At 38.0% G+C, this 17,922-nt stretch carries 18 protein-coding genes and 5 tRNA genes; 11 read left to right on the top strand and 12 right to left on the bottom strand.

Annotated elements, in window-relative coordinates; genetic code table 11:
- Positions 1 to 33: 33 nt before the first annotated feature.
- Positions 34 to 390: a dihydroneopterin aldolase gene (gene folB / locus K6J66_RS03755; protein ID WP_013525514.1), complete on the bottom strand. Its 357-nt coding sequence runs from the start codon at positions 388 to 390 to the stop codon at positions 34 to 36.
- Positions 391 to 472: 82 nt separating this feature from the next.
- Between folB and plsY the strand changes: the two genes are divergently transcribed.
- The 5 genes from plsY to rpoH all read left to right on the top strand — a co-directional run bounded on the left by plsY (position 473) and on the right by rpoH (position 5,171).
- Complete coding sequence (gene plsY, locus K6J66_RS03750; protein WP_005653382.1) at positions 473 to 1,072, top strand: glycerol-3-phosphate 1-O-acyltransferase PlsY; 600 nt, start codon at positions 473 to 475, stop codon at positions 1,070 to 1,072.
- A gap of 41 nt (positions 1,073 to 1,113) precedes the next feature.
- Positions 1,114 to 2,817, top strand: a complete 1,704-nt coding sequence (narQ, locus tag K6J66_RS03745) for a nitrate/nitrite two-component system sensor histidine kinase NarQ (RefSeq protein ID WP_038439201.1) — start codon at positions 1,114 to 1,116, stop codon at positions 2,815 to 2,817.
- Between the two features lie 9 nt (positions 2,818 to 2,826).
- Entirely contained in the window at positions 2,827 to 3,852 is a 1,026-nt protein-coding gene (gene murB, locus K6J66_RS03740; protein WP_038439202.1) for a UDP-N-acetylmuramate dehydrogenase, read from the top strand.
- A gap of 23 nt (positions 3,853 to 3,875) precedes the next feature.
- On the top strand, positions 3,876 to 4,187 hold the full coding sequence (locus K6J66_RS03735; RefSeq protein WP_005668897.1) for a DUF2322 family protein: 312 nt from the start codon (positions 3,876 to 3,878) through the stop codon (positions 4,185 to 4,187).
- A gap of 138 nt (positions 4,188 to 4,325) precedes the next feature.
- Positions 4,326 to 5,171 (top strand): RNA polymerase sigma factor RpoH, encoded by an 846-nt coding sequence (gene rpoH, locus K6J66_RS03730; protein WP_005648902.1) that lies wholly within the window; start codon positions 4,326 to 4,328, stop codon positions 5,169 to 5,171.
- 39 nt (positions 5,172 to 5,210) lie between these two features.
- On the opposite strand, the gene dusC is transcribed toward rpoH, so the two are convergent.
- The 6 genes from dusC to gltX all read right to left on the bottom strand — a co-directional run bounded on the left by dusC (position 5,211) and on the right by gltX (position 10,200).
- Positions 5,211 to 6,143 (bottom strand): tRNA dihydrouridine(16) synthase DusC, encoded by a 933-nt coding sequence (dusC, locus tag K6J66_RS03725; RefSeq protein ID WP_110442553.1) that lies wholly within the window; start codon positions 6,141 to 6,143, stop codon positions 5,211 to 5,213.
- Positions 6,143 to 7,009 (bottom strand): co-chaperone DjlA, encoded by an 867-nt coding sequence (djlA, locus tag K6J66_RS03720; RefSeq protein ID WP_005692169.1) that lies wholly within the window; start codon positions 7,007 to 7,009, stop codon positions 6,143 to 6,145. The genes dusC and djlA overlap by 1 nt, the downstream gene beginning before the upstream one ends.
- Before the next feature lie 66 nt (positions 7,010 to 7,075).
- Positions 7,076 to 7,717 (bottom strand): orotate phosphoribosyltransferase, encoded by a 642-nt coding sequence (gene pyrE, locus K6J66_RS03715; protein WP_005644452.1) that lies wholly within the window; start codon positions 7,715 to 7,717, stop codon positions 7,076 to 7,078.
- Between the two features lie 23 nt (positions 7,718 to 7,740).
- Complete coding sequence (rph, locus tag K6J66_RS03710; protein ID WP_038439204.1) at positions 7,741 to 8,457, bottom strand: ribonuclease PH; 717 nt, start codon at positions 8,455 to 8,457, stop codon at positions 7,741 to 7,743.
- 144 nt (positions 8,458 to 8,601) lie between these two features.
- Positions 8,602 to 8,677: transfer RNA gene (locus K6J66_RS03705), tRNA-Ala, on the bottom strand.
- Between the two features lie 80 nt (positions 8,678 to 8,757).
- Complete coding sequence (gene gltX, locus K6J66_RS03700; RefSeq protein ID WP_038439206.1) at positions 8,758 to 10,200, bottom strand: glutamate--tRNA ligase; 1,443 nt, start codon at positions 10,198 to 10,200, stop codon at positions 8,758 to 8,760.
- 170 nt (positions 10,201 to 10,370) lie between these two features.
- Here gltX and K6J66_RS03695 point away from each other — a divergent pair.
- The 5 genes from K6J66_RS03695 to lpt6 all read left to right on the top strand — a co-directional run bounded on the left by K6J66_RS03695 (position 10,371) and on the right by lpt6 (position 12,605).
- Positions 10,371 to 10,446: transfer RNA gene (locus K6J66_RS03695), tRNA-Val, on the top strand.
- Positions 10,447 to 10,489: 43 nt separating this feature from the next.
- A tRNA-Val gene (locus tag K6J66_RS03690) sits at positions 10,490 to 10,565 on the top strand.
- Between the two features lie 58 nt (positions 10,566 to 10,623).
- Positions 10,624 to 10,699, top strand: a tRNA-Val gene (locus K6J66_RS03685).
- Between the two features lie 52 nt (positions 10,700 to 10,751).
- Positions 10,752 to 10,827 (top strand) — tRNA-Val (locus tag K6J66_RS03680).
- Between the two features lie 122 nt (positions 10,828 to 10,949).
- Positions 10,950 to 12,605 (top strand): phosphoethanolamine transferase Lpt6, encoded by a 1,656-nt coding sequence (lpt6, locus tag K6J66_RS03675; protein ID WP_110442554.1) that lies wholly within the window; start codon positions 10,950 to 10,952, stop codon positions 12,603 to 12,605.
- 19 nt (positions 12,606 to 12,624) lie between these two features.
- Here the strand turns inward: lpt6 and K6J66_RS03670 are convergent, their stop codons facing one another.
- From K6J66_RS03670 to K6J66_RS03660, 3 genes are read right to left on the bottom strand one after another with little or no spacing between them, the layout of a single operon-like run.
- A complete protein-coding gene (locus K6J66_RS03670; RefSeq protein ID WP_038439209.1) occupies positions 12,625 to 13,434 on the bottom strand; it encodes a virulence factor BrkB family protein in 810 nt (269 codons plus the stop codon).
- Positions 13,431 to 13,916 carry a YchJ family protein gene (locus tag K6J66_RS03665; protein WP_110442555.1) on the bottom strand — a complete coding sequence of 162 codons (486 nt, stop codon included), beginning with the start codon at positions 13,914 to 13,916 and terminating at the stop codon, positions 13,431 to 13,433. Before K6J66_RS03665 ends, K6J66_RS03670 begins: the two co-directional genes overlap by 4 nt.
- Positions 13,917 to 13,918: 2 nt before the next feature.
- The gene (locus K6J66_RS03660) at positions 13,919 to 14,581 is read right to left on the bottom strand and encodes an MOSC domain-containing protein (protein WP_110442556.1); all 663 of its coding nucleotides are present in this window, start codon (positions 14,579 to 14,581) and stop codon (positions 13,919 to 13,921) included.
- A 237-nt stretch (positions 14,582 to 14,818) separates the two neighbouring features.
- Here K6J66_RS03660 and udp point away from each other — a divergent pair, with 237 nt between their 5' ends.
- Positions 14,819 to 15,577, top strand: a complete 759-nt coding sequence (gene udp, locus K6J66_RS03655; RefSeq protein ID WP_110442557.1) for a uridine phosphorylase — start codon at positions 14,819 to 14,821, stop codon at positions 15,575 to 15,577.
- A 224-nt stretch (positions 15,578 to 15,801) separates the two neighbouring features.
- Here the strand turns inward: udp and K6J66_RS03650 are convergent, their stop codons facing one another.
- The gene (locus tag K6J66_RS03650; protein WP_110442558.1) at positions 15,802 to 17,118 is read right to left on the bottom strand and encodes an MFS transporter; all 1,317 of its coding nucleotides are present in this window, start codon (positions 17,116 to 17,118) and stop codon (positions 15,802 to 15,804) included.
- Between the two features lie 55 nt (positions 17,119 to 17,173).
- On the bottom strand, positions 17,174 to 17,917 hold the full coding sequence (menH, locus tag K6J66_RS03645) for a 2-succinyl-6-hydroxy-2,4-cyclohexadiene-1-carboxylate synthase (protein WP_110442559.1): 744 nt from the start codon (positions 17,915 to 17,917) through the stop codon (positions 17,174 to 17,176).
- Between the last annotated feature and the right edge of the window lie 5 nt (positions 17,918 to 17,922).

Genomic DNA, 17,922 nt, shown 5'->3' with positions numbered 1-17,922 from the left:
CTGTCAGATTTCTTAATAGCCACTATCGCTACATTATTTTAAACATCCACGTACAATCAATACGCCAACATTTCGAGCTTGCGCGACGGCTTTTGGTTTACTCAGTTTAATTTTTAATCCTTGAAGTTGATAACGTGACTCAAGCAAATCCGCCACTTCATAAGCCACTCGCTCAATCAGCAAGAAAGGTTTACTTTCCACATAATCAATAATCGCTTGGCTCACTTCAGCATAATTTAAACAATATGCAACATCATCCGTTTCTGCCGCTTGTTTACAATCCCAAGCCATTTCCAAATCAAACACAAGTTTTTGTTTTATTTGCTGTTCCCAATCATATACACCGATTTGTGCAAAAACAGTCAATTCTTCAATAAAAATACGATCCATAAGGTTTCCTCTAAAATTATTGTAGGCGTATGCTATCAATTTTGGGTAGAATAACGAACAGTTTTTCTTGCTGGAGTGCAAAATGAGCCTTTTCGCCCTTTTTTATATGCTTTTTGCCTATCTTTTAGGCTCAATTTCCAGTGCGATTTTAATTTGTCGCATTGCAGGCTTGCCAGATCCACGTCAAAATGGTTCACACAACCCTGGGGCGACAAATGTGTTGCGCATTGGAAATCGTAAGTCTGCCTTGGCGGTGCTTATTTTTGATATGTTAAAAGGGATGATTCCTGTATGGGCAGGTTATTATTTAGGTTTAACCCAATTTGAATTAGGAATGGTCGCACTTGGTGCTTGTTTAGGGCATATTTTCCCAATTTTCTTTCAATTTAAAGGTGGCAAAGGTGTTGCAACTGCCTTTGGGGCAATCGCACCGATTTCTTGGGCTGTTGCAGGTTCAATGTTTGGTACGTGGATCTTTGTTTTTCTTGTTAGTGGCTATTCTTCATTAAGTGCGGTTATTTCTGCTTTACTTGTGCCTTTTTATGTTTGGTGGTTTAAACCTGAATTTACTTTTCCTGTTGCACTGGTGTGTTGCCTATTAATTTATCGTCATCACGATAACATTCAACGCTTATGGCGTGGTCAAGAAGATAAAGTTTGGGCTAAATTTAAAAAGAAATAAAAATTTTACCGCACTTTTCTAAATTTCCACTGGAGTTTTCTGTGTATACTAAAGGTTCCGTTTCCACTCGTATTGCGAAATATTTATTTATCATTCTTATCGTTGCTGGTGTGATTAGTTCTCTCAGTTTGGCAATTATGAGCAGTAATAAATATGATGCCGAAGCCATTAATATTTCAGGTTCTTTGCGTATGCAAAGTTATCGCTTGCTTTATGAAATGCAAGACCAACCAGAAAGCGTGGAAACGAACTTACGTCGTTATCATATAAGTCTTCATTCATCTGCTTTATTGGAAGTTCAAAATCAATTTTTCACACCGAATGTATTAAAACATTCCTATCAAAACATTTTGCAACGTTGGACGAACATGGAAAAATATGCACGCCAACAGGATGTAAAAAACTATAGTAAGCAGCTTACTGACTATGTGGCAGATGTTGATTATTTTGTGTTTGAATTACAACGTTTTAGTGAGCAAAAATGGATTTTGGGCGTTTCAGTATTAGGTTTTGCGATGTTGTTAATTTTGCTGATGGTGTCTTATGTGATTTGGTATACAAACCGAGAAGTTGTGAAACCTTTGCATTTAATGACAAAAGCCAGTATGCAAGTGCAAATGCGTCAATTCAATCATATTCCACTTGACACAAGGAAACAAAATGAACTTGGCACACTGGCTCGCGTATTTACACAAATGTCCACAGAACTGGGACAGCTTTATTCCCGTTTAGAAGAAGCGGTAAACGAAAAAACGCAAAAGTTGCGTCAAACTAACCGCACTTTAAGCACTCTTTATCAAAGTGCTCAACTTCTGAATACAAACACAATTAACGATAAAATTTTAAATCAAGTTTTGCATTACATTTTTATTAGCGACCATTTGAACTTCGTTAAAGTGGAAGTGATGGGGGCTGAACATTGGGATATTACATTGGGTAAGCAAGATGCTAATAATGAACTACAAATCGAAACCCTTTCTGTGGATAACGAAGAATTAGGTGTACTGTCTTGGCAAGCAGGATTACCTTGTCCAGATCCCCGAATTATGCAAAATTTAGCGCAAATGCTTGCTCGTGCGCTTTATTTCCATAAAAATTTACGTCAGAAAGAACAGATTTTATTAATGGAAGAACGCTCAATTATCGCGCGAGAATTGCACGATTCCTTGGCACAAGTCTTATCATTTTTACAAATTCAACTTACTTTGCTCAAACATAACCTGAAGAAAGAAGACGAACAATCAAAAGAAAAGAGTTTGGCAATTATTGCCGATTTTGAACAAGCCCTTTCTGGTGGTTACGCACAGTTACGCGAGCTTTTAGCCACTTTCCGTTTAACCATACAAGAAGCGAATTTACAACTCGCTTTAGAACAGGTAATTAATTCTTTACGCACTCAAACTTCAATGCAAATGAATGTAAAAAGTCAATTACCCTCACAAAGTTTAAATCCTCAACAGTTAGTGCATATACTTCAAATTGTACGTGAGGCAACAACCAATGCAATCAAACATTCTCAAGGCACAGCAATTGAAATAAGTGCAAGAATTAATGCGGAAGGCGAATATGAAATTTTAGTTGAAGATGATGGGGTTGGCATTCCAAATCTTGAAGAACCAGAAGGGCATTACGGCTTGAATATTATGGCGGAACGCTGTCGTCAGCTTAATGCACAATTGCATATTCATTGCCGTGAACAAGGCGGCACGCAAGTCAAGATTACCTTGCCGCATACATTATTTTAGGACATCAAAATGCAAAATTTACAGCCTTTTCATACTTTCCACATTCAATCTAATGCACGTGAAATTATTGAAGCACATAGTATCGAACAGTTACAACAAGTGTGGGCGTATTCTAAATCAGAAAATTTACCCGTACTTTTTTTAGGTCAAGGCAGTAATGTTCTGTTTCTGGATGATTTTAATGGCGTGGTGGTTTTAAATCGTTTAATGGGGATTACGCACGAACAAAATGCAAATTTTCACTATCTTCACGTCAATGGTGGGGAAAATTGGCATAAATTGGTGGAATGGTCTATTAATAATGGTATTTATGGCTTAGAAAATCTGGCTTTAATTCCTGGCTGTGCAGGATCTGCGCCTATTCAAAATATCGGTGCTTATGGCGTTGAATTTAAAGATGTGTGCGATTATGTGGATGTACTTAATTTAAACACGAATGAAACCTTTAGACTCGACACAGAACAATGTGAATTTGGTTATCGTGAAAGTACTTTTAAACATCGTTATCAGCAAGGTTACGTGATTACAGCGGTTGGATTAAAGCTTAAAAAAGATTGGCAGCCTATTCTAAAATATGGTTCGCTTGTAGCGTTCGATCCAAAAACTGTCACGGCTAAACAAATTTTTGATGAAGTCTGTCATATCCGTAAAAGTAAATTACCTGATCCAAATGAAACGGGTAATGCAGGGAGTTTCTTTAAAAATCCAGTTGTCAGTTCAGAACATTTTGAGGAAATCAAAAAACATCACAAAAATCTACCGCACTTTCCACAAGCAGATGGCTCAGTGAAATTAGCGGCAGGCTGGCTGATTGATCAATGTAATCTTAAAGGTTTTCAAATAGGAGGGGCTGCGGTTCATAAAAAACAAGCATTAGTGTTAATTAACAAAAGTGGGGCAACAGGACAAGACGTAGTCAAACTTGCCCATCACGTTCGCCAAACTGTTGCAGAAAAATTCGGTGTATATTTGCAACCTGAAGTAAGATTTATCAGTGAAACTGGCGAAGTAAATAGCGAGCAAACTATCACATAATTTTATAAACTAAGGATAACACTATGAACTTTAAAGAAATTTTAGAAATCTTGCCCAAAATCGATCATCTAACGGGTTTGAACGTGATGAATGGAGAAACTATTATCCATAACATTCCTGCGATACAAGGTAAATTAGGTTCGCTTCGCCTTTATAATGCGTTGGCTGAAAAATTTAACGGAAAATTAAACCGCACTTCCGCACAACAAGGTGTTGAATGGTTTGCAGAACACGTAGAAGATGCTAAAGCAAATCCAGGCAAACATCCGAATATCGATCTACTATTCAAAGTCATTGATGAAAATCTTAATTTAACTTTAATTCCACTTTGCTAATTAATCAGAATTATTTAAAAATAATTGAACTTTCAATTGATAAAATCTGTCTTATTGACAAATTAGTTCAATAAGATAGCTTATTGTGCTATAACTAGGCTCATTGATTGGCAAAAGCCAAAATAAAGAAGGGAAACGATGGATAAAGAAACACAAATGATGTTAGTTCCTCAAGGCAGTATCGAAGGTTATATTCGTGCAGCAAATGAATATCCGATGCTGACCGCAGAGGAAGAAAAGGAATTGGCAGAACGTTTGTATTATCACGAGGATTTAGATGCCGCGAAAAAACTTATTTTGTCGCATCTTCGTTTCGTGATCCATGTTGCACGTGGCTATTCTGGCTATGGTTTGCCACAAGCTGACTTAATCCAAGAAGGCAATATCGGCTTAATGAAAGCGGTAAAACGTTTTAACCCTGAAGTTGGTGTACGTTTGGTGTCATTTGCCGTACATTGGATTAAAGCGGAAATCCACGAATATGTGCTTCGTAACTGGCGTATCGTAAAAGTAGCGACCACGAAAGCTCAACGTAAATTATTTTTCAACCTACGCAAAACTAAACAACGTTTAGGCTGGTTCAACGAAAATGAAGTTGATATGGTCGCAAATGAATTGGGTGTTTCCAAAGAAGATGTGATCGAAATGGAGTCTCGAATGAGCGGTGCCGATGTAGGTTTTGATTTACCTACTGATGATGCAGAAACAGAGACCTATTCTCCATCCCTTTATTTGGAAGATAAAAGTTCTAATTTCGCTGCAGAGCTGGAAAATGAAAACTTTGAAAGCCAAGCAACCGAGCAATTAGGTGTGGCGTTACAAAGTTTGGATGCACGTAGTCAGGATATTATTAAAGCTCGTTGGTTAGATGATAACAAAGCAACATTACACGACTTAGCAGCAAAATATAATGTATCTGCGGAACGTATCCGTCAATTAGAAACCAATGCACTGAAAAAATTAAAAAGTGCGGTGAGTTTTTAAATAATTTAGAAAAAGAAAACCTGCTGATTAGCAGGTTTTTTATTTATCATTTAAACGTAATTTCAAATCTTCAGCAGTTTGGCAAGTCTTAATCTTATCAAACTCTTGGTTCGCCTCATCATATTCCTTATTCAAATAACGTAACCATTGTTTAATTCGTGCCACATGGTAAAAACCGCTGCCATATTCATTTTCAACATTCGCATATTTTTGCAAGATTTTTTGAATCTCATTCCAAGGCATTTTTTCTGCATTTGATTTCAGAACATGGCTTAAGTTCGGAATATTCAATGCACCTCGTCCCACCATTAAATCCTGACAACCTGTTTGAGATAAGCAATCTTGACCATCTTGCCAATGCCAAATTTCTCCGTTAGCAATAACAGGAATGGATAAACGCTCTCGGACTTTACCAATTTTTTTCCAATTAATTCTATCAGCACGATAACCATCAGATTTTGTGCGTCCATGCACTGTAATTTCGGTTGCACCACCTTGCTCCACCGCATCAGCGATTTCAAAAGCTTGAGAAATATTATCCCAGCCTAACCGCACTTTTACACTAACGGGGAATTCACTTGGCACGGCTCTGCGTAAGGCTTGAGTTGCACGATAAATCAATCCAGGCTGTTTCAATAATGCCGCACCGCCATTACTGCCATTCACTGTTTTAGAAGGGCAACCACAATTTAAATCAATGCCATGAGAGCCAAGCTCGATTGCACGAATTGCATTTTCAGCAAGGTATTCTGGATGCTGCCCTAGCAACTGCACTCGCACAGGCGTGCCAGAAGAAGTAAAGCCCTGATTTTTTAATTCAGGGCATAAACGATAAAATACTTTTTCAGGAAGAAGTTGATCAACTACGCGGACAAATTCTGTTATACATAAATCGTAGTCATTCACTTCGGTGAGAAGTTGGCGTACAAAGGGATCTAAAACCCCTTGCATAGGCGCAAGAATAACACGCACTATTTCCAGCCTTTTGCTTTACAAATTAAATCGTAAGCGGCTTGAATCTGTTGAGTTTTTTCTTTTGCCATTTCCATCATTTCTGGCGGTAAACCTTTCGCCACGAGTTTATCTGGATGGTGTTCATTCATTAAACGACGATAAGCACGCTTAACCGTGTCTTGCTCGTCGGACTCAGTCACACCCAATACTTTATAGGCATCATTTAACGTTGGGCCAGAAGCATGTTGGTAACCACCACTATTTTGTTGCTGATATTGGTAGCCACCTTGATATGCATCTTGTTGATATTGCTGATAAAAACCGCCTTGAGTAAAAGCTCGAGCAGCCATTTCCATCGCAATCATTTGTTCAAATTGCATACGAGAAAGACCAAGTTCTTCAGCGATCACATAAAGCACTTCTTTCTCATTTTCGTGAAGTTCTGAATCGGCAAAAGCCGCTTGAACTTGCACTTGTAAGAACATTCGCAATAAATCAGCACGTTGCCCACAACCAATGCGAAATTCACGGATAACTTGGCGAATTGGGAAATCAGATTCTTTACCACGACGAAATGCATCTTGCGCTAATTTACGCCCTGCATCATCCAGTTTAAGCTGAATCATTAGTTGATTAGCTAATTGGATATCTTCTTCTGTTACACGCCCTTTCGATTTACTTAAATGCCCTAACACCGCAAAAGTGGTTTGCATAAACAAGTCTTGACGCGTTGTTTTCTTTTTAAAGAAACTAGAACTTACCGAGCCAAGTTCATACAATTTTTTATCTGCAATAGAACCTAAAATGAGACCAGCTATCGCACCAAAAAATCCACCAACTTTCCAACCTAAAAATACGCCTATAATTTTTCCAATAAATCCCATTCTTTCCTCTGTTAAGTCAAAGTGCGGTTATTTTTATAATGATGATAAAAATTTATTTCTCAAGTTTTATACGCCAAATTCGGCACGATAAGCACGCATTTCTGGCAAATGGCTACTGTATCGAGGATCTTGTTCGATAAATTGCATCAAATCATCTAAATCAATGATTGATAGCACTTGGCATTGATAATCACGTTCTACTTCTTGAATTGCTGAAAGCTCGCCTTTTCCTCGTTCCTTACGGTTTAGAGCGATCAATACCGCCGCCAGCTCTGCTTTATTTGCACTGATTAATTCCATAGATTCACGAATTGCAGTGCCAGCCGTAATCACGTCATCCACAAGCAAAATTTTTCCTTGCAATGGGCTACCAATTAAATTGCCGCCCTCTCCGTGATCTTTCACTTCTTTGCGATTAAAACACACGGGTTTATCAATACCATAACGATTAAATAACGCCACCGAAACTGAAGTGCCAATTGGAATACCTTTGTAAGCGGGGCCAAAAACCACATCAAAATCTACCGCACTTGCTTGAATTGCCGCAGCATAAAACTCGCCTAAACGCGCTAAATCTGCCCCCGTATTGAACAAACCTGCATTGAAGAAATACGGACTTTTACGCCCCGATTTCAAAGTAAACTCGCCGAATTTCAATACATTTCTGCTTAAAGCAAATTCGATAAAATCGCGTTTATATTGTTCCATTTTTTAACTCCTATAAACTGTGTTTATAAGCCTAGCGCTTCGCGTTGAGCGATAAAAATTTGATTACAGCCTTGTTTCGCTAAATCTAATAATGTTAATAATTCTTCATGGCTAAATGGCTCGCCTTCTGCAGTGCCTTGCACCTCAATCATGCGACCATCTTCCATCATCACAACATTCATATCGGTTTCCGCTGCAGAATCTTCCACATATTCCAAATCACAAACGGCTTGCCCCTCAACAATCCCTACAGAAATCGCCGAAACTAGACCTTTAATTGGGTTAGTTTTTAACGTGCCATTCTCAATTAAACCGTTGATCGCATCACATAATGCGACAGCAGCACCAGTAATGGATGCGGTACGTGTGCCGCCATCTGCTTGAATAACATCGCAATCTAAAGTAATCGCACGTTCGCCAAGTGCTTTGAGATCCACCATCGCACGCAAAGAGCGAGCAATTAAGCGTTGAATTTCCATTGTGCGTCCGCCTTGTTTACCTTTAGCCGCTTCACGTTGCATACGACTATGTGTTGAACGTGGCAACATTCCATATTCAGCCGTGACCCAGCCTTGCCCTTGTCCTTTTAAGAAACGCGGCACAGCATCTTCCACTGTTGCAGTACAAAGCACTTTGGTATCCCCAAATTCAACAAGCACGGAGCCTTCAGCGTGCTTGGTGTAATTACGGGTAATTTTAATTTGGCGGGGTTGATTATTTTCTCGATTATTTGGACGCATAATTATTCCTTGATATGGTTTCTAACGATGTAATAAAAAAGCGTACTATTCTAGCACGCTTTGATTTTTATTTTTGTTAAAATTCACTAAGATATTGATTATTGATAATAAAAAAGCAAGGTAAGTAACCTTGCTTTATTAATTTGGTGGAGATAATCGGGATCGAACCGACGACCTCTTGAATGCCATTCAAGCGCTCTCCCAACTGAGCTATATCCCCATAAAAGACAGCAACATGATAAAATTTGACTATGTGGCTGTCAATACGATTTTATTATGCGTTTGTTATACGGTTAAATATTAAGCGTTTTGTGCATTAATAAAATCAATAGCACGCTGAATACGTGCAAGTACGCGATCTCTGCCGATACCGACTAGGGTAACATCCATTGATGGAGATTGACCAGAACCTGTCACAGCGACACGTAATGGCATGCCAACTTTGCCCATACCTACTTCTAGTTCTGCAGCCGTTTGTTCAATGGCTTCGTGAGTAGAATGTAAATCCCAGCTAGAAAGTGCGGTTAATTTTTCTTTCACTTTTGCAAGCGCTTCAGCAGCATTGCCTTTGAAATGTTTTTTCGCTGCAGCTTCATCAAAGGTTTCAAACTCTTCAAAAAAGTAGTGGCTTGAGCTAGCCATTTCTTTTAAGGTTTTGCAGCGTTCCGCAAGCATAGAGACAATTTCAGTTAATGCAGGACCATTGGTTGTATCAATGCCTTGATCTTTGTAATGCCATTCAAGATGTTTAGCCACATATTCTGGCGGTAATTCACGGATATAATGTTGATTCAACCATTGTAATTTTTCGGTATTAAATGCGCTAGCTGATTTGCTAACGTGATCTAATTCGAAATAGTTGATCATTTCTTCGCGACTGAAAATTTCTTGGTCGCCATGTCCCCAGCCTAAACGCACAAGATAGTTAATTAAAGCTTCTGGTAAGTAACCATCATCACGATATTGCATTACGCTTACTGCGCCATGTCGTTTAGAGAGTTTTTGACCATCATCGCCATTAATCATAGAAACGTGTGCATAGGTTGGAATTGGGGCACCAATTGCTTTTAAAATGTTAATTTGACGAGGCGTGTTATTGATATGATCTTCCCCACGCACAACATGTGTGATACCCATGTCCCAGTCATCTACAACTACACAGAAGTTATAAGTTGGAGAACCGTCTGTGCGACGAATAATAAGATCATCAAGCTCACTGTTGCTGATTTCAATACGGCCACGTACGGCATCATCAAATACTACCGAGCCTTCAGTTGGATTTTTAAAACGTACAACGTGGGGTTCATCAGGTGAATAGCTGTGATCGTGTAAGCAGTGACGGTCATAACGTGGTTTTTCTTTATTTTGTTCTTGAGTATGACGAAGTTCTTCCAAGCGATCTTTAGTACAATAACAACGATATGCTAAGCCTTGTTCAATCATTTCATCGATCACTTGGTTGTAACGATCAAAGCGTTTAGTTTGATAATAAGGGCCATGTTCCCACGGAAGATTTAACCATTCCATTCCTTCAATAATTGCAGCCGTTGCTTCTGGTGTTGAACGCTCTAAATCAGTGTCTTCAATTCGTAATACAAATTCGCCGTTATTATGTTTTGCGTATAACCAAGAATAAAGTGCGGTACGTGCGCCACCTACATGTAAATAACCTGTAGGGCTAGGAGCAAAACGAGTACGCACTTTTACATTTGGGTCTAAATTAAAAGGAGCATCTAGTTTCATTTTTATAACCTATCTTCAATAAAATATTAGTCGTTATTCTACTACGACTTGTTTGACTTCTAAATAAAAAAGCGGATTTTATGCTTATTTTTACGACAATTAAACAAAATTTAATAAAAAGGTATTGACTGAAAATGCATTCTCCCTATAATGCCAACCCACAACATTAAGGGCGATTAGCTCAGTTGGGAGAGCACCTCCCTTACAAGGAGGGGGTCACTGGTTCGAGACCGGTATCGCCCACCACTTCTCTAAAAAGTGTTCTTAATGTTACTAAGTTTGACCAAGCGGGCGATTAGCTCAGTTGGGAGAGCACCTCCCTTACAAGGAGGGGGTCACTGGTTCGAGACCGGTATCGCCCACCACTTTTCTAAAGTGTCCTTTCCGCTCAAACTTTCCCTTTATATTTAAACGCTTTCTAGTGGGCGATTAGCTCAGTTGGGAGAGCACCTCCCTTACAAGGAGGGGGTCACTGGTTCGAGACCGGTATCGCCCACCACTTAAAAGTGTTTAAATAAACCGAAAATTTAGGGTTTTGCCTTAATATTATCGGGCGATTAGCTCAGTTGGGAGAGCACCTCCCTTACAAGGAGGGGGTCACTGGTTCGAGACCGGTATCGCCCACCACTTTATTTTCAATTTATCCAAATAATTTCCTTTTCCCGTTCAATCCATTACGTTTACGTGATAAAGTGCGCAGGCATTGTCATATCTAATTTTAAACTGTTTATATATCATAGGGAAAATTTATGATCGCTTATATTTTCTTAGCTTTATTCACGATTGCGGCAGTGATTTTTATTGTAAACTCCCATTATCGTTGGACTTATTTCTTTGCTATTACGCTTTTTACTTTTTTATTTGGCGGCATGCTTATGGTTTCCAGCCAATGGCAACGTGCTTTAAATTTTTCATCAGTGCTTTTTGTAGTGCTGATGTTATTTCATCGTTTAAAAATTCATTATTACAAACAGCCTTTGTTAATTTCAGATTTCTTTCTTGTGGTAGATTGGCGAAATTGGGAAACCTTAATTCATTATAAAGGTGCGTTGTTTGGCGTTATTGGGCTACTGGCGTTATTAGGTTATGCGATTTTTGGTTTTAATGATGTCGAGTCTTTAGGGGTATTAGGTAGTAGCATTGGTGCTTTATTGTTTATCGTTAGCTTTAGCTTGATGTGGCATTATTCTAAAAATCCAAGTGCGGTGCAAGTTTGGTTAGATTCTTTGCCTGATGATGGTCGTGATGTGTTTTTAAATTTACCAATGTCTTGCCGCGGTATTTTTTTCAAGGTGCCAAATTTTGATGGCAATAGCCAAAATTTTATTGAAAAAATGACCGCACTTTCACCTGATACAAATAACCTATCTGAAACAAAACCCGATATTGTTGTAACATTAATGGAATCCACGCTGAACCCTCATCAATTTGCTTTTAGTCAGCAATCTATTCCACCACTTTCCATGTTTGAGTCTCAAAGTGATACAGTATTTGCTTCGCCGTTGCGTGTACATACTTTTGCTGGTGCAACGTGGAAATCAGAATTTGCTTTTTTAGCTGGAGTGCCTTCGACCGATTTTGGTGCGTTAGCAAGTGGCGTTTTTTATTCTGTTGTACCGCACTTGCAATCAGGTTTAGTGAAAAATCTAAAAGCTCAAGGATATTTTTGTGTTGCCTTGTCGCCTTTTACAAAAGGTAATTACAATGCGAAATCTGCTTATGATCATTTTGGTTTTGATTTGATGTTGCAGCCACAAGATCTTGGTTATCCTGCACCTATCAGTAAAAATCTTTGGGATATTAGTAGTGAAGAAATGATGAAGTACACTCGAATGATTTTGGAAAAGCAGCATCCTGCGTTAGAAAATGTAGATCAGCCAATGTTTGTTTATGTATTGACGATGCGCGAACATGGTCCATACGAATTGGGAATAGAAAATATATTTAATCTTCAAATGCCTAATTTAGGGGCTAAAAGTATTTCTGCATTGAATGACTATACTCAACGTATTGTCGCATTGAATGATGCGATTGAAGGAATGAATAACTATTTACATGAACGTAAAAAGCCTTTTGTTCTAGGTTATTTCGGTGATCACCAAGTAGCATTTGATAATGTTATCCCACCGAAGAAAGGGGATTATGCACAACCTGATTATGTGACACAATTTGTTGTAAGAAGTAATTGTAGTCATCAATTTAAGCAAGAACAAAAGTTTTTAGATCTTGCTTTTGCTGGAGGTATTTTGATGAATGTAGCAGGGTTACCAGCAGAAGATGAATTTATGAAAGCGAATATGGCAATGTGTAAATTGAGTGATGGCAAATTAGAAGATTCTTCTGATATTCAGCTACTCAATGATTATCGCCATTATTTATACCAAACATTGGCGATTGCCCAATAATTTTCTTATAGATCGAGTATTATTGCTCGATCTGCTCTCCAATTTCATCCAAGGTTGCAGCTAATTGCGCACCAACTAATACCACAAGCCAACTTATTTGAATCCACAATAACATAATTGGTAAGGTTGCCATTGCACCGTAAATTAATTGATAAGAGGGAAAAGTGACGATATACCAAGTAAATGCTTGTTTACCAAGAGTGAAAAAAATTGCAGCAAGAAATGCACCGTAAGCTGAATGCTTAATTTTTACTTTTTTATTCGGTACAACCGTGTAAATAAGCGTAAAAATAAACCAAGTAAATAAAAAAGGCACAAAACTGAGCAGTTTTAAGCCTAATGATAAATGTTCCGATTGTTCAAACATTATTTTAATATACGAACTAATCCCAATGCTCACGCCAATAATAAGTGGGCCAAGTGTCAAAATCATCCAATAAATCGCAAAAGAAGAAAGCGGAGAGCGAGATTGACTATTGTGCCAAATACTATTTAATGTTCGGTCGATGTTATTAATTAGCATCAAGGCAACGGCAATTAAACTCACAATTCCCACCGCACTCATTTTCTTTGAGTTTGATACAAATTGATCGATATATTCGCCCACCATATCACTGGCTGATGGTGCAAAATTAGTGAAAATCATTTCTTTCAATTCTCCCGTCACTTCATTGAATACAGGAAAAGCAGAGAAAATAGAAAAAATAACCATAACTAAAGGAACCATTGCTAACATTGTGCTATAAGTCAATGCGCCAGCTACTTGATTAAGTTTATTTTCTGAAAAACGTTTCCAAAAGAGCAGGCTAAATTGTTTCAATGAAATCATAAAAATCCCCCACAGCAATGTTTAAATTTTTTACCAGAACCGCATACACAAGGTTGTTTCATTGTCGGTAATGATACCGTTGGATCTACAAAATACCAACGATCTTCAATTTTCACAAAAATTGACCGTTCTTGATGGACTTGTTCACAATCTTCGCCTTGAAAAATCGCCTTAAATTCCACCGCACTTTGAGTTTTTGTAAGGCTTTCTGTTTTTAGAATTTCTAATCCTAGCCACACGGTGTTGTCCGCCCATTCTTGCAATAACCTAGGCTCTAATAAAGTTTGTTGGCTTGGCACAGTTGTTGCAACAATATAGGGAATATTTTTTAACACATAAGCCGTATAACGTGAACGCATAAGTTGCTCTGCCGTTTCGGGAAATGCTTGTTTTAAATGAAATTTTCCACAACAATCTGCATAATGATGACCAGATTGACACAGACAATTTTCTAAAGAAAGTGCGGTTGAAATTTCAGACATATTTATCTCTGTTGTTTGAATTTCGATACTTGCGATCGAATTGAGCGTTTAAAGGCTTCGGCTAATACTTCAATATCTAATGCTGCTTCTAGTTCAGCTTCATTTTCAGGTGAGGATAACAAGCGATTTAAATGGCGAATTGTTATTTGCGGATAAGGACGGGCGAGCAATTTTAATTCATCGTTTTGCTTAATTATTCCTGTTTCAATAATACGAACATACCATCCACTAAGCCCCGTTTGATAAATAATATCACGTGTATTTTCGTTTTCTGTATTTTTTGATAAACGTTCGCAAGGTTTGCGTGGCTGGGATACTTCTAAAATGGTTGAACCGATTTGATAACGATCGCCAATACACACATTGTCTTCATTCAAGCCTGACACGACAAAATTTTCTCCGTATGTCGCAGTATCCATATAAGAAAAATCTTTATTTAATAAAGCATTTAATTTATTAAAAGAATCTGCCGACATAAAAAAGAGAGATTTATCTACACCACCGTGATGTTTTTTTAAACCAACATCGTTTCCTTCCGCACCAAGAGAATGAATTTTTACCGATGGCACTGTTTTCTTACGAATTGCGCTTTCGTATTGGCTTCCATCTGAAAAGGTTAGGGTTTGAACTTCCCCTACTTTTATAACTAAAATTTTTGCATTCATTTTATTTTTCGCTTGTTCTAGAAAAAATTTACGTGGAATTATAACCGAAAACGTTTAACTTTTTGACCGCACTTCTTTTTTTACTTATTATTTGTTATCAGAAAAATGAAAGAGAAATAATGAAAATGTTTGAAAGAGAAAACAAAATTTTCTAAAAATGTTTTATTTCTTTTCTTTACAATAAGATTTTTCCTAAGGGCGAAATCATCACGTTCAATGATAATAAGGAGATTTATTATGTCAGACGTATTTCACTTAAACCTCACTAAAGCACAACTTAAAGGCGCAACACTCGCTATTGTTCCAGGCGATCCTGCGCGCAGTGAGCGTATTGCGAAACAACTTGATAACCCAGAGTTTCTTGCAAGCACGCGTGAATTTACATCGTGGTTAGGTTATGTCAATGGTCAGCCTATTGTTGTATGTTCTACGGGTATTGGTGGCCCTTCAACATCAATTTGTGTGGAAGAACTGGCTCAACTTGGTGTACGTACTTTCTTACGTATTGGTACAACGGGTGCAATTCAACCGCACATTAATGTAGGCGATGTTCTTATCACAACCGCTTCTGTTCGCTTAGATGGTGCAAGCTGTCATTTCGCACCTTTAGAATATCCCGCTGTGGCAAACTTTGAATGTACAACCGCACTTTATAATGCAGCGAAAGCAAAAGGTATCGAGCCTTATGTGGGTATAACCGCTTCATCTGATACATTCTATCCTGGTCAAGAACGTTATGATACCTATAGCGGAAAAGTATATCGTGATTACCAAGGGCTACTTAAACAATGGCAAGATTTGAATGTAATGAACTACGAAATGGAATCCTCAACATTGTTCACTATGTGTAGTGCATTGGGTTTACGTGCAGGAATGGTTGCAGGCGTGATTGTAAACCGTACTCAACAAGAAATTCCAAATGAAGCAACAATGAAGCAAACGGAAGAAAAAGCTGTGTCTGTTGTGATCGCAGCTGCACAAGCGTTGTTAAGTTAAATTAATATTTATTTGAAGCAATAAAACCTTATTTTATTCTGCACCTTAATTAGATTTATTTTCTAACGAAGTAAGGTGCAGATTTTTTATTAACAAACTGCGATCTTCCGATCAATTTAATCAAAGTAGTCTATTTGCTCGTTGGTATTAAAACCTAAACTTGATATAAGTTCTAAATAAACTATTTCTAAAGGCTAAATAACCTGAAATATTGACGACTAAAATTAGATTTCTGTTAAATCTACATTTTTAGTCTCTTTTGACACTAATAATGCCAAGAGAGTCATTAATGCATTGATTGCTAAATAAATCCCTACGCCCATTACACCAAATGACGCATTAATTTTTAAAGAAATCATCGCTGCAATAGTTGCACCAATAATTGATGCCAAATTATAGGCAAGAGAGGCACCTGAATAACGTACTTCCGTTGGAAATAACTCTGGCAATAGCGCAGCCATTGGACCAAATGTCATTCCCATAATCGCCATACCAATCACTAAAAATGCAAATACGCTAACTGGTGTGCCATTTTCTAAGAATAACGGCATTGCTAAACCAAGCACGCCGATAGCAATAGTCACCCAAATCAACCATTTACGGCGACCAATTTTATCGGCATAAACACCAGAAATACTAATAAAAATACCAAATACAATGGCACTAATTAATAACAAGCCAGTAAATGTATTTGCTGGGATACCTAAGCCAAGTGCATAACCTGCTTCAGAAAGCTTTGGCTCGGTTCGAGAATATGCCTGTGCAAAAGCCGTCATAATGTAAAACAAAGAATAAGTTGCCACCATAATAAATGTACCAATAATCATTGGTTTTAAGTGTTTGGTAAACACAACACTCACTGGTGCATTCAATTTTTTGCCTTTTTGCTCTGCTTCCACAAATACGTGGCTTTCGTGCAAAGTTAAGCGAACATATAAACCAACTGCAACTAATAAAATGGAAGAGACAAACGGAATACGCCACGCCCATTCAACAAGTGCATTATGTCCAAGTAAATAGCTAACTAAGAAGAACGTTCCATTAGCGACAAATAAACCAATTGGTGCGCCTAATTGAGGGAAAGTACCGTACCAAGCTCGTTTTCCTTCTGGTGCATTTTCTGTTGCGACTAACGCTGCACCGCCCCATTCACCACCGAGTCCAATACCTTGACCAACACGGCATACGCAAAGCAAAATCGGCGCCCAAATACCAATTTGAGCATAGTTAGGAAGTAAACCAATTACTACCGTTGAACCACCCATTAAAACAAGGGAGGCAACCAAGGTTTTTTTACGACCGATTTTATCGCCGAAGTGACCAAATAATGCCGAACCAATAGGACGTGCAAAAAATGCAAGCGCAAGCGTAGAAAGAGAAAGTAGATCATTAGAAAGAGGATCATCGCTATGAAAGAATTGCGTATTGAAAACTAATACAGCGGCAGCCGCATAGATATAATAATCAAAAAATTCGATTGCCGTACCGACCATCGCGGCTAACGCCACTTTCATCGGATTATTGCGAAGTTGTGTAGACATTGTGTTTCCTTAGTAGTTTATTATAAAGAGAAAGGATTAAATCCTAGCATTTTAACTAAGGTCTAACAATTTTTAATATGAAATTTTCTATTTTTTTAGAGAAATATTTTGAGTTTTCTAAATGTGAGTTATGTCCAGCGCAGGGAATTGTCACTAAATCAATTTGATTTTCTTTGGCTAATACTTGGAACTTATGATCTCTTTCGCCACAAAAATAAAAAAATGGCAAAGAACTTAACCGCACTTTTTCACTAAAATCAGGTTGTTTGGATAGACTTGTCGCCATCAGCATCTTGCCAATATTTTCCCCACAATTTGATTTTCGTTTTTCAACTAACTGCAGCCTTTCTTCTGCAGTCAAATGAGAAAACACAGGTTGTTGATACCAATCATTCAACACTTTTTCTGGTGGTTCTTGTATAAAACGTTGTGCCCACGCAAAATCCAGCTGAAAACGAGCCTGCTTTTCTTCGTCAGTTTTTAAACCTAGATTCGCTCCTTCTAAAATAACGCCTTGCAAATTAGATCGTTCCACCTGAGCTTGCAGCGCATAATACAAAACGATCCTTCCACCTAGAGAATACCCAACAAGAAAATAGGGTTCATTTTTCACCGCACTTTTAATTTGCTGAGCCAAATACTCAGCCGTTTCTTCAAAATTTGTGACTTCAAGGTCTTTAGCTTGCCCGTGAAAAGGCAAATCTAGCGCAATACAATTAAAGTGCGGTAGATTTTCAATGACTTTTTGCCAGTCATTTTTTGTACCAAGAAGTCCGTGAAGAAAAATGATGTTTATCATTGAAG

It is taken from the genome of Haemophilus influenzae, from assembly GCF_019703545.1.
Lineage (GTDB): Bacteria > Pseudomonadota > Gammaproteobacteria > Enterobacterales > Pasteurellaceae > Haemophilus > Haemophilus influenzae_E.
This window is presented reverse-complemented; position numbering and strand designations above follow the sequence as displayed.

Bases quoted from the DNA above. Each gene is read 5' to 3' on its own strand.
- gltX (WP_038439206.1), bottom strand. From the start codon at position 10,200: ATGAAACTAGATGCTCCTTTTAATTTAGACCCAAATGTAAAAGTGCGT.
- udp (WP_110442557.1), top strand. From the start codon at position 14,819: ATGTCAGACGTATTTCACTTAAACCTCACTAAAGCACAACTTAAAGGC.
- K6J66_RS03660 (WP_110442556.1), bottom strand. From the start codon at position 14,581: ATGAATGCAAAAATTTTAGTTATAAAAGTAGGGGAAGTTCAAACCCTA.
- menH (WP_110442559.1), bottom strand. From the start codon at position 17,917: ATGATAAACATCATTTTTCTTCACGGACTTCTTGGTACAAAAAATGAC.
- rph (WP_038439204.1), bottom strand. From the start codon at position 8,457: ATGCGTCCAAATAATCGAGAAAATAATCAACCCCGCCAAATTAAAATT.
- K6J66_RS03650 (WP_110442558.1), bottom strand. From the start codon at position 17,118: ATGTCTACACAACTTCGCAATAATCCGATGAAAGTGGCGTTAGCCGCG.
- pyrE (WP_005644452.1), bottom strand. From the start codon at position 7,717: ATGGAACAATATAAACGCGATTTTATCGAATTTGCTTTAAGCAGAAAT.
- K6J66_RS03670 (WP_038439209.1), bottom strand. From the start codon at position 13,434: ATGATTTCATTGAAACAATTTAGCCTGCTCTTTTGGAAACGTTTTTCA.
- K6J66_RS03735 (WP_005668897.1), top strand. From the start codon at position 3,876: ATGAACTTTAAAGAAATTTTAGAAATCTTGCCCAAAATCGATCATCTA.
- rpoH (WP_005648902.1), top strand. From the start codon at position 4,326: ATGGATAAAGAAACACAAATGATGTTAGTTCCTCAAGGCAGTATCGAA.
- folB (WP_013525514.1), bottom strand. From the start codon at position 390: ATGGATCGTATTTTTATTGAAGAATTGACTGTTTTTGCACAAATCGGT.
- lpt6 (WP_110442554.1), top strand. From the start codon at position 10,950: ATGATCGCTTATATTTTCTTAGCTTTATTCACGATTGCGGCAGTGATT.
- K6J66_RS03665 (WP_110442555.1), bottom strand. From the start codon at position 13,916: ATGTCTGAAATTTCAACCGCACTTTCTTTAGAAAATTGTCTGTGTCAA.
- plsY (WP_005653382.1), top strand. From the start codon at position 473: ATGAGCCTTTTCGCCCTTTTTTATATGCTTTTTGCCTATCTTTTAGGC.
- murB (WP_038439202.1), top strand. From the start codon at position 2,827: ATGCAAAATTTACAGCCTTTTCATACTTTCCACATTCAATCTAATGCA.
- djlA (WP_005692169.1), bottom strand. From the start codon at position 7,009: ATGGGATTTATTGGAAAAATTATAGGCGTATTTTTAGGTTGGAAAGTT.